The 12,155-nt window shown below is 64.4% G+C and carries 15 protein-coding genes; 9 read left to right on the forward strand and 6 right to left on the reverse strand.

What is annotated here, in order from left to right; translation table 11 throughout:
- The coding region (locus EN780_RS16330; RefSeq protein WP_133372626.1) for an FAD-dependent oxidoreductase at window positions 1-287 on the forward strand (287 nt) is incomplete at its 5' end.
- Here the strand turns inward: EN780_RS16330 and EN780_RS16335 are convergent.
- The 4 genes from EN780_RS16335 to EN780_RS16350 all read right to left on the reverse strand — a co-directional run bounded on the left by EN780_RS16335 (window position 281) and on the right by EN780_RS16350 (window position 3,862).
- Window positions 281-1,654, reverse strand: coding sequence for an amidase (locus EN780_RS16335; RefSeq protein WP_128274707.1), 1,374 nt, complete (start codon window positions 1,652-1,654; stop codon window positions 281-283). The two genes, EN780_RS16330 and EN780_RS16335, sit on opposite strands and share 7 nt — an antisense overlap.
- A 133-nt stretch (window positions 1,655-1,787) precedes the next feature.
- Complete coding sequence (locus EN780_RS16340) at window positions 1,788-2,579, reverse strand: class II glutamine amidotransferase (RefSeq protein ID WP_128274708.1); 792 nt, start codon at window positions 2,577-2,579, stop codon at window positions 1,788-1,790.
- A 215-nt stretch (window positions 2,580-2,794) separates the two neighbouring features.
- A complete protein-coding gene (locus EN780_RS16345) occupies window positions 2,795-3,595 on the reverse strand; it encodes a class II glutamine amidotransferase (RefSeq protein WP_126056792.1) in 801 nt (266 codons plus the stop codon).
- A 15-nt stretch (window positions 3,596-3,610) separates the two neighbouring features.
- Entirely contained in the window at window positions 3,611-3,862 is a 252-nt protein-coding gene (locus EN780_RS16350) for a DUF6356 family protein (protein WP_126056793.1), read from the reverse strand.
- A gap of 115 nt (window positions 3,863-3,977) precedes the next feature.
- Here EN780_RS16350 and EN780_RS16355 point away from each other — a divergent pair, with 115 nt between their 5' ends.
- From EN780_RS16355 to EN780_RS16375, 5 genes are all read left to right on the forward strand, one after another.
- A complete protein-coding gene (locus EN780_RS16355) occupies window positions 3,978-4,448 on the forward strand; it encodes an Lrp/AsnC family transcriptional regulator (RefSeq protein ID WP_128274715.1) in 471 nt (156 codons plus the stop codon).
- Between the two features lie 84 nt (window positions 4,449-4,532).
- On the forward strand, window positions 4,533-5,018 hold the full coding sequence (dut, locus tag EN780_RS16360) for a dUTP diphosphatase (RefSeq protein WP_128274709.1): 486 nt from the start codon (window positions 4,533-4,535) through the stop codon (window positions 5,016-5,018).
- The gene (locus EN780_RS16365; protein ID WP_128274710.1) at window positions 5,018-5,683 is read left to right on the forward strand and encodes an HAD family phosphatase; all 666 of its coding nucleotides are present in this window, start codon (window positions 5,018-5,020) and stop codon (window positions 5,681-5,683) included. The genes dut and EN780_RS16365 overlap by 1 nt, the downstream gene beginning before the upstream one ends.
- Before the next feature lie 80 nt (window positions 5,684-5,763).
- Window positions 5,764-6,588, forward strand: coding sequence for a hypothetical protein (locus EN780_RS16370; protein WP_128274711.1), 825 nt, complete (start codon window positions 5,764-5,766; stop codon window positions 6,586-6,588).
- A gap of 78 nt (window positions 6,589-6,666) precedes the next feature.
- Complete coding sequence (locus tag EN780_RS16375; RefSeq protein WP_128274712.1) at window positions 6,667-7,470, forward strand: oxaloacetate decarboxylase; 804 nt, start codon at window positions 6,667-6,669, stop codon at window positions 7,468-7,470.
- Window positions 7,471-7,483: 13 nt separating this feature from the next.
- On the opposite strand, the gene EN780_RS16380 is transcribed toward EN780_RS16375, so the two are convergent.
- Both EN780_RS16380 and EN780_RS16385 read right to left on the reverse strand, forming a co-directional pair.
- Window positions 7,484-8,179, reverse strand: a complete 696-nt coding sequence (locus tag EN780_RS16380; RefSeq protein WP_128274713.1) for a sulfate transporter family protein — start codon at window positions 8,177-8,179, stop codon at window positions 7,484-7,486.
- Between the two features lie 64 nt (window positions 8,180-8,243).
- Window positions 8,244-9,146, reverse strand: coding sequence for an EamA family transporter (locus EN780_RS16385; protein ID WP_128274714.1), 903 nt, complete (start codon window positions 9,144-9,146; stop codon window positions 8,244-8,246).
- A 277-nt stretch (window positions 9,147-9,423) separates the two neighbouring features.
- Here EN780_RS16385 and EN780_RS16390 point away from each other — a divergent pair, with 277 nt between their 5' ends.
- From EN780_RS16390 to EN780_RS16400, 3 genes are all read left to right on the forward strand, one after another.
- A complete protein-coding gene (locus EN780_RS16390) occupies window positions 9,424-10,416 on the forward strand; it encodes an adenosine kinase (protein WP_127282484.1) in 993 nt (330 codons plus the stop codon).
- 382 nt (window positions 10,417-10,798) lie between these two features.
- Entirely contained in the window at window positions 10,799-11,533 is a 735-nt protein-coding gene (locus tag EN780_RS16395; protein WP_127312119.1) for an antitoxin Xre/MbcA/ParS toxin-binding domain-containing protein, read from the forward strand.
- 377 nt (window positions 11,534-11,910) lie between these two features.
- Window positions 11,911-12,155, forward strand: a 245-nt coding sequence (locus EN780_RS16400; RefSeq protein WP_189556584.1) for a porin, incomplete at its 3' end; no start/stop codon positions are given.

Below are 12,155 nucleotides of genomic sequence, written 5' to 3' on the forward strand. Positions count from 1 at the left end.
AGAATGCGGAGGACACGGCGCGCGAGCTGTTCAAGGCGACGAAGGCGATGCTGCGCGGCGCCGAGGGGCTGGAGCTCGATTTCCACACGGTCGGCTACCGGCCGACCCCGGTCGACGGCTTCCCGATCATCGGCCGCGCCGAGGGGATGGACGGGCTCTATGTCGCCGTCATGCATTCCGGCATCACGCTGGCGCCGGCGGTCGGTCTTTTTGCCGCCCGCGAAATCCTGGCCGGCGAGCGCGATCCATTGCTTCAGCCTTACTGGCTGAACCGCTTCGCTCAATAGCCGGGCGGTCGGCGAAAGCCGCCGCTGAGCGGCGCCATCGCCGCGGCAATGCCGAGCAGCCGCGATTCCGACCAGCGCCCGCCGACCAACTGCAGGCCGATGGGCAGGCCCTCGCTATCGTACCCGCCGGGTATCGTCAGCGCCGGATGGCCGGAATAATTGAACACTGCGCCATAGGCCGGCAGCATCCAATAGTTTTCCTCTCTGCCGTTGACCTCGATCGCCGTTCCCGGCGCGCAATGCGGGAAGGCGGTGGTCATGGCGACCGGGCAGAGCAGCGCATCGCAGCTTTCGAAGAACCGGTCCCAGCCGAGAATCGAGCGGTCGCGGCGGGCGAGCGCCGTGAACCAGCGCGAGACGGGCGTCGGCTGTTCCGGCGGGTCCGGCTGCGCGGCCTCCAGCATCATGCCGATCAGCGCGCCGCCCTCGGCGAGATCGTCGTGCAGATCGATCCGGGGCAATTTTGCCTCATCGACCATGGCGCCTGCCGATCCGAGCTTCTCGCCAAGCTTCTCGACGGCGGCGCTGATCTCGCCAGCCACCGGGAAGCCAGGGAAGGTCGTGGCGACGGCGAAGCGCAGCGTGCCGACGTCCGGCGTCTCCGTAGCCTCGACCGGCACCGGCGCAAGGTCGGTGTCGCCTCCATCCGGTCCGGCGATGATCCGGTAGATCAGTGCCAGGTCCTCGGCGCTGCGCGCCAGCGGGCCGAGGCACGACATCAGCCGGACGCTGCGCGCCGTCCCGCCCGGATCGGGAAAAGCGCCGGCCAGCGAAACACGGTGCTCGGTCGGCTTCAGGCCGTAGACACCGCAGAAGGCAGCCGGCAGCCGGATGGAATCCTGCATGTCGGTGCCGATCTCGAACGGCGTCATGCCCGCTGCAACCGCCGCCGCAGCGCCGCCGCTGGAGCCGCCGGCGGTGCGCGACAGATTCCAGGGGTTGCCGGTGCGGCCGAACAGTGGATTGTCCGATTGCCAGTCGCTGAGCATGGTCGCGACATTGGTCTTGCCGATCAGTATCGCGCCAGCCGCCTTCAGCCGCGCCGCGACCGGGCTGTCCTTTTTCGCCACATAGTCGGCAAACGGCGGGAAGCCGACCGTGGTCTTCATGCCGGCCGTGTCGTGCGTGTCCTTCAGGGTGAAGGGCACGCCGTGCAGCGGTCCAAGCGCGTCGCCGCGCGCCCGCGCAACGTCCGCCTGCCTGGCGCGCTCGCGAGCCCCTTCCCTGTCGAGGGTGACGATGGCGTTGACCGCCCCGTTGCCCCTGTCGATCTGCGCAAGATGCGCATCCAACGCCTCGGCGGCCGAGATTCTACGCGCGGCGATCGCGGTGGCGAGCTCGATGGTCGAGGCGAAGGCGATGTCCATGACGAATGCTCCGGCTTGCTGGCCGCGCCTGCTGATCAAGATGGCGGACTGTGGCGCGGCTTCAAGCCGAGTTCAGCATCCGAGGATCGGCCTCGCTTGATCGGGATTGCGCTGGTATGCGCGGCCGGATGGTTCAACTCGCGAGCGCCAGCTCCGCCAGAGGAGTAAAGGGCCGAACGACCATGCCATCGCGTGTAATGGTGACGAAGCTCGATGGCGGGATCGTCTGCCACTCGCCGCCTTCGCGGTCGAAGGGCTCCGAGACGATGCAGCGGCCCCTGCCAAAGGCCGAGGTGTAAAGCGTCGGCGCATGATCGTCGGTGGCATAGCGCACGGCGTGCAGTGCCTTGCCGTCCGAGAAGGCGGCGGTGAGCTTCAGCGCCGGGTCCAGACCGGCGCGGCGCGAGGCGTCGAGCACGCGATTGGCGGCGCGCGTTGCCGCGCCATGCGGGTCGCGCGACAGGCCCTCGTCGATCATCAGCAGGAAGAACAGCTCGGAATCGGTACTGCCCGCGCGCCGGTCGTAGACGGCGTCCGAAAGCGAGTTCTCCAGGCCGCGGCGTATCCTTTCGAAGCCGTGGATCTGGCCGTTATGCATGAACGACCAGCGGCCGGAAATGAACGGGTGGCAGTTCATGCGGCCGGTGCCGCCACCGGTCGAGGCGCGAACGTGGGCCAGGAAAAGGCCGGATCTGATCTGCTGGCATAGGCTTTTCAGATTAGGGTCTGACCAGGCCGGCAGAATATCGCGATAGAGCCCAGGCTCGGGCCGCCCGCCATACCAGGCGAGACCAAAGCCGTCGGCGTTTGTCGGCGATTTCGCCTCCCGCGCGTCGCGGCTCTGAACGATCAGCGAGTGGGAAGGTGCGGTGACGATCTCTTCAAGGAATATCGCTTCGCCGAGATAGGCGGCCCATCTGCACATTGTTGCGTCATCCTCTTTTGCGCATCCAACCGGGGCCGCGAATGAAAACCATTCGCCGCCGGTGAGACGCCAGAGATGACAGGAGGCCGGTTTGGCGTCCTTACGTCGCGCTGATGTTTTGCTGATCCTTTGCCCAAGGCAGGCCGGAAAGATGGCGGCGTTCGCCGGGCGATTCCGGCCCGGACCGCACCGGTCTCGACGGATCGAGATCGTGTTTAGCCGACCAGCGCCAGCTTGTTCGCTGCAGGTGCAAAAGGCCGAATGCCCATGCCGTCCGCCGTCATGGTGACGAAGCTCGACGGCGGGATCGCCTGCCACTCGCCGCCGTCGCGGTCGAAGGGTTCGGAAACGATGCAGCGGCCCGCGCCGTTGCGGAAGACGGAGGTGTAGAGCGTCGGCGCATGATCGTCGGTGGCGTAGCGCACGGCATAGAGCGCCTGGCCGTTGGAGAAAGCAGCCGTCAGCTTCAGCGCCGGCTCGAGGCCAGCGCGGCGCGAGGCGTCCAGCACGCGACTGGTGGCGCGCGACACCGCGCCTTGCGGGTCTTCGGACAGACCCTCGTCGATCATCAGGAGAAAAAAGAGCTCGGAATCGGTGGTGCCCTCGCGCTGGTCGAAGACGGCGTCGCAGAGCGAATTCTCCAGCGCGCGGCGGATCTTCTCGAAGCCGCCGATCTGGCCGTTATGCATGAACGACCAGCGGCCGGAGATGAAGGGATGGCAGTTCATGCGGCTGGTGGCGCCGCCGGTCGAGGCGCGCACATGGGCGAGAAACAGGCCGGACTTGATCTGCCGGCACAGGCTCTTCAGATTGGGGTCCGACCAGGCCGGCAGGATGTCGCGATAGAGGCCGGGCTCGGGCCGGTCGCCATACCAGGCAAGGCCGAAACCGTCGCCATTGGTCGGCGACTTGGCTTCCTGGGCGCAGTGGCTCTGGGCGATCAGCGAATGGCAGGGCGCGGTGATGATGTCTTCGAGGAAGACCGCTTCACCAAAATAGGCCGCCCACCGGCACATCGCATTCCACCGTTGCTAGGCGCGGTCCATCAGAGCCTTGGGCTCCTTGACCGCGTGTGAGCCTCTGTTGTGCGTCCGCTCATAGAGCTCGCGGACGATTCGGCTGGCGGTAGTCTCGAACAGAAATGGCAAGAAAGCGTGAACGAGCGCCGCGCCCGCGGCCAGCGACAGGCGCGAGCAGAACCAGGCGGCGAAGGCCATGTGGCTGAAATAGGTCTCGCCCACCTTGGCCGGGTGAGAGGTGAACAGCTTCGAAAACGTCGTCATGGTGATCCCTCCTGCCGGGATGAGCCCCGATGCTGGGTATCGTGCCACGGGTCAAAGGTTCATCGATCCCAAATTGTCCTTGCGATGAGCAACAATTTGGGACATTCATCCCATGATGAGCATAGAAATCGATGAAATAGATCGAAGATTGCTGGCGGAGCTGCAACGCGACGGCACGTTGTCGGTCGATCAGCTGTCGGAGCGGGTGGCGCTGTCGCGCAATGCCTGCTGGCGGCGGGTCAAGCGGCTGGAGGAGGACGGCGTCATCACCGGGCGCGTGGCGCTGGTCGATGCCGACAAGCTCGGGCTCGGCCTCTCCGTGTTCATCCTGGTCCGCACCTCCAACCACGATCCGGACTGGCTGCATAAGTTCCGCGCGGCGGTGACCGGCTTTGCCGAGATCACCGGCGTCTACCGCATGTCGGGCGATCTAGACTATGTGCTGAGAGCCCGCGTCGCCGACGTGAAGGCCTATGACCGGCTCTACCAGCGGCTGATCGCCAAGGTGGCGCTGTCGGATGTCTCGGCCTCCTTCGTCATGGAGGAGATCAAGGAGACGACAGTCGTACCCGTGGAGCTGCGCTGAGCAGGAACCGCCTCGAAAGAAAGGCGTTGATAGCGTTGCTGCCGGGTTGACCTTTCCGGCACTCGCGCCGATAGGAATGGGCTCATGCGCACAGCTGTCTATCCCTCCTCCGTCATCGGCCCCTCCGTCGGTTTCGTCCGGCTTCCGCATGGCGAAGGCCTGCCGCTGCCGGCCTATGAAAGCTCAGGCGCCGCCGGCATGGATTTGCGCGCCGCGGTGCCGGAAGACCGGCCTTTGCTGATCCTGCCCGGAAAACGCGCGCTGGTGCCGACCGGGCTGATCGTGGAAATTCCGGAAGGCATGGAAGGCCAGGTCCGGCCGCGCTCCGGTCTTGCCTTCAAACACGGCCTCACCGTTCTCAATTCGCCCGGCACCATCGACAGCGATTATCGCGGCGAGGTGAAGGTGCTGCTGGTCAATCTCGGTGACGAGGACTTCGCGGTGACGCGCGGCATGCGCATCGCCCAGATCGTCTTTGCCGCGGTGACTCAGGTGGCGGTGGAAGAACGTTCCCTGGCCGGCAGCACGACGCGCGGCGGCGGCGGTTTCGGGTCTACCGGCACCGCTTGATGCGTGGGCCCTTTCCAAAGCTGGTCATCTTCGACTGCGACGGGGTCCTGGTCGACACCGAAAACCTTGCCAACCGGCGCCTCGCCGAGTGGCTGAGCGGCGCCGGCTTCGCCACCACCTTCGAATATTGCCGCAAGAACTTCTCCGGCCGCAGCATGGCCTCGGTGCAGAAAGAGATCGAAGCGGCGACCGAGGTCAGGCTCGGCGTCGATTTCGTCGACCGTTGGAACGCCGGCCTGCCGGACCTGTTCGCGCATGGCGTCGAGGCAATCCCTTATGTGCGCGACTTCATCGAGAAGGTGCGGGCCGCCGGCATCGCCTACTGCGTCGCCTCCTCGGCGCGGGTGTCGAAGATGCACATCACCCTCGGCCAGACCGGGCTGTTGCCGCTGTTCGAGCACGCCATGTTCTCTTCGACCATGGTCGGGCGCGGCAAGCCGTTTCCGGACCTGTTCCTCTACGCGGCAAAGACCATGGGCTTCGCGCCGGCCGACTGCATCGTCATCGAGGACAGCGTCGCAGGCACCGAGGCCGGCATCGCCGCCGGCATGCGCGTCTTCTCCTATCACGCGGACCCCTATTCCGATCCGCATGGTTTGGAAGAGGCCGGCGGCATCCTGTTCGACGACATGCGCGAGCTGGCCGGGCTGGTGCCGATCCCCTGAGCCTATGTTCGACCTTGCCCCCGGCTGTGCGCTGCAAAACTCCGTGCTAGCGTGCGCTCTTTCGAGGGGCACCCGCACATATGATTTCCATTTTGTATCGCTTCATTCTCGCTTGCCTGTTGCTGCCCTGGCTGTGGGCTGCGGCAGGCGCACAGAACGCCAGCTTCCCGGAACTGAGCAGCGCCGTCCCTGGCCATAACGGCATCACCTATCTCGACCTAGCCAACATGGTCGTTCCGGTTCTCGCCGGCACTTCGCCGATCAAGATCCGCCCCATCAGCGGCGAGGCCGATGACGAGGCGCCGCCTGCGACCGGCGACCTGTCGAGCGCCGCCGTGCTCGACATCAAAGCCGGCGGCGGGGAGCGGCTGACGATGCTGTTCGACCTCGGGCAAGCCTCCGACAGCGCCGAGGGTTTCGCTGTGCTGGCGCTCTACGACCTCAGCGGTGAGCCGAAACTGCTCGATGCGGTCAATGTCGCCACCGATCGGAGCACGTTTTTTCGCGAACCGGCCAGGCTTTCGATCAGCGCCGGCGATGACGCCGTCGTCATCACCAGCACGCATTTCAATTCGAGCCAGGGCTATGTCAGCACGTTGCTGCTCATGGTCCGCAACGACCGCTTCGAGCTGGTCGACACCATCAACACGTTCGATGAAAACTACTGCTACAAGCGGACGCAGGATCTTGCCTTCAAGACGCTCGCGGACGGCCGGCGCTATGCGGCGATCAAGGCGACGGTCACAGACGCTACCGTGCCGGGCGAGGACTGCGAGGGCGAGCAGCCCAAGGCCTCGTCGCACAAGATCTCCGTGACCTACCGCTGGAGCAAGAAAGCGTCGCGCTACGTGCCTGGCTCCAAGGCGTTCGAGCGTTTGTCAGCAGAAAACGAGAAACGCTTCTGAGCCAAACGCATTCGTTTGCCCGGCGAAAATCGGCGCGATAGACTTTCCCGGCAATTCGATGTCTGGAGGGAAGCATCCATGGACAAGGGCAAGATCTTTCGCGACCTGCACGCCTCGACCTTCGTCATGCCCAACCCCTGGGATATCGGCACAACGAAGCTTCTCGCCTCCTTCGGCTTCAAGGCGCTGGCGACGACGAGCGCCGGCTTTGCCTTCTCGCGCGGCCTGCCCGACGGCGCGGTGACTTTCGACCAGATGATCCATCATTGCCGCGAAGTGACGGCGGCGACCAGCCTGCCGGTCTCGGCCGACCTCGAGCGCGGCAAGGGCGACAGCCCCGAACAGGCCGCCGAGACCATTTTCGCGGCCGAGGCGGCCGGGCTTGCCGGCTGCTCGATCGAGGACCACACCGGCGATCCGGAAAAGCCCATCTATGAATTTTCGCATGCGGTCGAACGCGTCGCCGCGGCTGTCGAGGCGGCGCGGGCGCTGAAGCACGATTTCGTCTTCACCGCGCGGGCCGAGAATTTCCTGTGGGGCCGGACCGATATCGACGACACGATCAAGCGGCTGCAGGCCTTCGAGCAGGCCGGCGCCGACGTTCTCTATGCGCCAGGGTTGAGCGACGTCGAGACGGTGCGGATGATCTGCTCTGCGGTGAACAAGCCGGTCAATGTCATGGCGCGGCCAGGCTTCACCACCGCCGACCTCGCCCAGGCGGGCGTCAAGCGCATCTCGCTCGGACCGTGGCTGACCAATTTCGCCTTCGGCATGCTGGAGACGGCGGCGCGCGAGATCCAGCAGGAAGGCACGTTCGGCTTCACCCGCTCCGCGATGCCGTTCGGCAAATTGCAATCGCTGTTTGGCAAGCCGGGCGACTGACGGCCGGACAGAGTTACGCCTTTTCCCGCGCCGATACCGCCTTGTGCAGGTTGACCATCATGGCGGCGGCGAACAGCGGGGTCAAAAGGTTGAGCAGCGGCACGGCGAGGAAGGCGGCAATGACCAGGCCGGCCAGGAACACCGTGCCGGCATGTTTCCTGCGCAGCGCCTTGGCCTCTGCCTCCGGGCGGAAGCGCATGGCGGCGAATTCGAAGAACTCGCGCCCGAGCAGGTAGCCGTTGACGATGAAGAACGCGGCGATGTTGATGCCCGGCACCAGGAGCAACAGCAGGGCGACTATGTTGCCGAGGACAACGACGCCGAAGAATTTTATCGCCAGCGCCAGCGAGTGCAGCGCTGGCACGGGACGGCCCGACGGATCATCCGGATAATCGATACGCTCGACCACTTCGGCGACGTCGTCGAGGAACAGGCCGGCGATCACGGCCGTCACCGGCGCGACAAGAAGAGCCATCCCCATCGCCAGAAGGATGCCGGCGACAATGGCGCCCAGCCATCCGGCCCAGGACGGCAGGCCGGGCAGAAGCCCCTGCAGCCACGGCCAGGCCAGCCATTCGAGCAGGCTCTCGATGCCGAACCAAAAGGCCACCAGCGCCAGCAGGGTCAGCCCCAATGTCTTAAGGAAGACGGAGCGGAATTCGGGCGAGAACAGCCGGCTGGCGGCGGCTCGGGCAGCGTCGAGGATCACGGCGTCTCCAACCCCTCATCGACAAAGACGCTTCCGAGATAGGCACCCTTGTCGAGCAGCGCAACTATTGCGCAAGCTTCCTCTGCCGCGCGGGGATGGTCATCGCCGCGACGCCTACGACGACGAAACCCATGCCGAGCCAGGCCGTCGGACCGAGGCTCTCGCCCAGGAAGAGCGCGCCGATGCCGACACCGATGGGCACGCGCAGATAGGCCTGCGACGTGGTGCCGACCGAGCCCAGCGTGTGGATGAGACGGAAGAAGATCGAGAAGGCGAGCGCGGTGGAAAAGACCGAAAGTCCAATCAACGCGAAGATCGATGCGGTCGATGGCGAGAGCGTCCACGGCCGGTCGAAAACAAGGCTCAGCGGGATCAAGATCGCGGCGCCGCAGATCATCGAGCCGGCGGCCGGCAGCATCGGGTCGAGCCCCCTGAAGTTGCGCCCGAAAATTGCGGCGCCCGCATAGCTGACGGTGGCGGCGATGACGGCAAGCTGCGCCCAGAGCTGATGGCCGAGGCCGCCGAGCGCCTCCGTGCCGACGATCAGGCAGATGCCGGCAATGCCGGCGCCGACGCCGACCAGCTTGCGCAGCGTCACCGGCTCGTGGCGGGTGATCAGCGCCGTCAGAAGGAAAGTGAAGATCGGCGATGTGGCGTTGAGGATGGTGGCAAGGCCGGCATCGATGGAGCGCTCGGCGGCGGCGATCAGGGTGAAGGGTACGACGCTGTTCAAGCAGGCCTGGAAGGCGAAGCGACGCCAGGTTGCGGCGTCTCTCGGCATGGCGAGGCCGCGCCAGCGGATGATGGCGAGCAGGATGGCGCCGGCGATCAGGGTGCGCGCGGCGATGAAGGTGACCGGCGGGATCGTCTCGACGCCGACCTTGATGAAGCTATAGGACGCGCCCCACAGCACGGCCAGCACGCCAAGAAGGGCCAGTTCGGTGGTCATGTCGGTCTTTGCGGGCATTGCCGGTTCGCGCTTTTCAGAAACTTCGATCGGATCGCTTCTAGCCGACGGCCAGGCGGAAATGTTTCGATCCCGATGCAACCATAGCCGCCATCTTCACGGCCGATATGGTCCAGTTTGATGCGATGGCTGCAGCAGCCGGCGAATAAACGCGGCCATTGGCCGGAATGGCGGAACCCGATGCCGATTTTCGGGGTAGGCAAAAGGGCGGCAACTCGCTAGACCCGCGCCCGACCGGCATGGCAGAAAGCCGGCAGGTTCCCAGGCGGAGAGATTGATGCCGGACTATGACGTGCTTTGCATCGGCAATGCCATTGTCGATATCATCGCCCAGTGCGACGACGCCTTCCTCGAGACCAACGGCATCATCAAGGGCGCGATGAACCTGATCGACACCAGGCGCGCCGAATTGCTCTACAGCCGCATGGGCCCGGCGATCGAGGCGTCCGGCGGTAGCGCCGGCAACACGGCGGCCGGCATCGCCAGCTTCGGCGGCCGCGCCGCCTTCTTCGGCAAGGTCTCGAACGACCCGCTCGGCGAAATCTACACCCACGACATCCAGGCCCAGGGCGTCGCCTTCGACACCAAGCCACTCCAGGGCCAGCCGCCGACGGCGCGCTCGATGATCTTCGTCACGCCGGACGGCGAGCGCTCGATGAACACCTATCTCGGCGCCTGCGTCGAGCTCGGTCCCGAGGATGTCGAGGCCGACAAGGCCTCCGGCGCCAAGGTTACCTATTTCGAGGGCTATCTGTGGGATCCGCCGCGCGCCAAGGAAGCGATCCGGCAGACGGCGAAACTGGCGCATGAAGCCGGACGCGAAGTGTCGATGACGCTGTCGGACTCGTTCTGCGTCGACCGCTACCGCGACGAGTTCCTCGACCTGATGCGCTCGGGCACCGTCGACATCGTCTTCGCCAACAGCCACGAGATCAAATCGCTCTACCAGACCTCGTCCTTCGAGGACGCGCTGGCGGCGATCCGCAAGGATTGCAAGATCGCAGCCGTCACCCGCTCGGAAAAGGGCTCGGTCATCGTGCGCGGCGATGAGACCGTCACCATCGAGGCAACGACGATCCGCGAACTGGTCGACACCACCGGCGCCGGCGACCTCTATGCCGCCGGTTTCCTCTACGGTTACACTGCTGGACGCAGCCTGAAGGATTGCGGCAACCTCGGCTCGCTGGCGGCCGGGCTGGTGATCCAGCAGATCGGGCCGCGGCCGCGGCAGAATTTGCGCAGCGCGGCCCAGCTGGCGGGGTTGCTTTAGGTCTCTTAGCTCTCCCCTTGTGGAAGAAGTCGGATTGCCCCGATTTATCCTTCACAAATCGGCTGGCAATCCGGGTGAGGTGGATGCTGGCGCCAAGCTGGAACACCCCTCAACCGTCTCGACGCTGCGCGCCGAACCACCTTCTCCAACAGGGGAGAAGGAAGAACGCGATTTGTCGCACGCCTGTCATAGAGCACACCTACACGCAGACTGAGGCGTCCCGTGACTGACATTTCGGGATGTCCAGTTGGGGTGCAAGAAATGCAAGACAGCAACCTGTCGGGTCGCTGTGTTTGTCGTTGCTGCCATTTTCGCTTCCTGCTGTAGCCATTTCAATCGGCCGCAGCTGGGGAGGAGCGCGCGTGGCCTGCAAGACAGATACATGACCAGATTTCAAAATCCGACGGATGCGATATCGCAGGATGCCCTGGCGGGCCTCGTGGCCGAGGCGGTGCAACAGGCACTAATCCAGCATGGGGTCGTTCTTGACGCACAGACCCTGGGTTCAACCAGCGCCTTCGCCGGCAATGTTGCCGCAAGCCTGCCTTTCCTTCCGCAGGCACAGCGGCTCGCGATTGGCTCTTTCAAGGGCGAATGGAGCGCCTTGGCCTCGGAGTTGGTCCATGCAGTAACGGCCGCACAGCGCGACATGGCGAATACCTCGGATGACATCGCTGCTTTGGCATCGGCAGGCGACAGCCGGAAACCCGCTTCCCCCGACCCGCGCGAGCGAACCAACGATCTACAATCGGTGCTGATCGAGGATTGGGCCGGCGAGGTCGCAGGGTCGACCTATCTGGAAGAGAATTTCCGCATACCGCGCTCGACCCTGCATCGCTGGCAACGGCGAAACGAGGTCATTGCCTTGCGCAAGGGTGGCCGCAAGCATGTCTTCCCGCTCGCCCAGTTCGTCGACGGCAGGCCGGCGCCGGGGATCAGCGAGGTGCTTTCGCTAATTGCCAATCCAAGGCTGGCCTGGTTCTGGCTGATCCGCCCTTCGCCCGATCTCGGTGGTCGCACTCCCATTGAAATGCTCAAGCACGACATGGTGCGCGAGGTGGTGCAGGCCGCACGCGAGTTTACATCGGCAGACAGTCTCAGCGGCGCTTCAGTCTGATTTTCGGGCTTCAAATCAAAGGTTGACCAATTGTTGATGCCTCGTCTGTTAATCGACTAAATTCCCCTCATCAGGTAGTCATTTTTGAGCTTACTCCAGGTTGTGCAAATCTATCTCAGTGTTGCATTTGTACTGTTTGTTCCGTTTGTGCCAAATTCGGCGAGATATTCGTGGTATTTGCGCAACAATACTTTTCGAAGAATCCAAAATCCGTTTTCCAGACATGATCTCTGTTGAATAGCGCTCCCGCTTGGGCCATGTCGGGGACGAAAAGGGCGGCGCGATGCGCGTCATTTTCAACAGTGGGGACGGGGCGGCAACGCTTGCCCTTCAGCAAAGATATCAAACCCGTTTAACTTTTGTCTGGAGATCAGAAAATGAACATCAAGAGCCTTCTTCTCGGCTCAGCTGCGGCCCTGATCGCAGTTTCCGGCGCGCGCGCCGCCGACGCCGTCGTCGTCGCCGAGCCGGAACCGGCTGAATACGTCAAGATCTGCGACGTTTACGGCTCGGGCTACTTCTACATCCCCGGCACCGAAACCTGCCTGCGCATCGGCGGCTATGTCCGTTACGACGTCGGCATGGGCGACGTCGGCTCCTTCGACGGCGCGAAGTCCTTCGA

This window comes from Mesorhizobium sp. M4B.F.Ca.ET.089.01.1.1 (assembly GCF_004022605.1).
GTDB classification, from domain to species: domain Bacteria; phylum Pseudomonadota; class Alphaproteobacteria; order Rhizobiales; family Rhizobiaceae; genus Mesorhizobium; species Mesorhizobium abyssinicae.

Excerpts from the sequence above, each read along its gene's own strand:
- EN780_RS16335 (WP_128274707.1), bottom strand. The coding sequence starts at position 1,654 with ATGGACATCGCCTTCGCCTCGACCATCGAGCTCGCCACCGCGATCGCC.
- EN780_RS16340 (WP_128274708.1), bottom strand. The coding sequence starts at position 2,579 with ATGTGCAGATGGGCCGCCTATCTCGGCGAAGCGATATTCCTTGAAGAG.
- EN780_RS16345 (WP_126056792.1), bottom strand. The coding sequence starts at position 3,595 with ATGTGCCGGTGGGCGGCCTATTTTGGTGAAGCGGTCTTCCTCGAAGAC.
- EN780_RS16350 (WP_126056793.1), bottom strand. The coding sequence starts at position 3,862 with ATGACGACGTTTTCGAAGCTGTTCACCTCTCACCCGGCCAAGGTGGGC.
- EN780_RS16355 (WP_128274715.1), top strand. The coding sequence starts at position 3,978 with ATGAGCATAGAAATCGATGAAATAGATCGAAGATTGCTGGCGGAGCTG.
- dut (WP_128274709.1), top strand. The coding sequence starts at position 4,533 with ATGCGCACAGCTGTCTATCCCTCCTCCGTCATCGGCCCCTCCGTCGGT.
- EN780_RS16365 (WP_128274710.1), top strand. The coding sequence starts at position 5,018 with ATGCGTGGGCCCTTTCCAAAGCTGGTCATCTTCGACTGCGACGGGGTC.
- EN780_RS16370 (WP_128274711.1), top strand. The coding sequence starts at position 5,764 with ATGATTTCCATTTTGTATCGCTTCATTCTCGCTTGCCTGTTGCTGCCC.
- EN780_RS16375 (WP_128274712.1), top strand. The coding sequence starts at position 6,667 with ATGGACAAGGGCAAGATCTTTCGCGACCTGCACGCCTCGACCTTCGTC.
- EN780_RS16385 (WP_128274714.1), bottom strand. The coding sequence starts at position 9,146 with ATGCCCGCAAAGACCGACATGACCACCGAACTGGCCCTTCTTGGCGTG.
- EN780_RS16390 (WP_127282484.1), top strand. The coding sequence starts at position 9,424 with ATGCCGGACTATGACGTGCTTTGCATCGGCAATGCCATTGTCGATATC.
- EN780_RS16395 (WP_127312119.1), top strand. The coding sequence starts at position 10,799 with ATGACCAGATTTCAAAATCCGACGGATGCGATATCGCAGGATGCCCTG.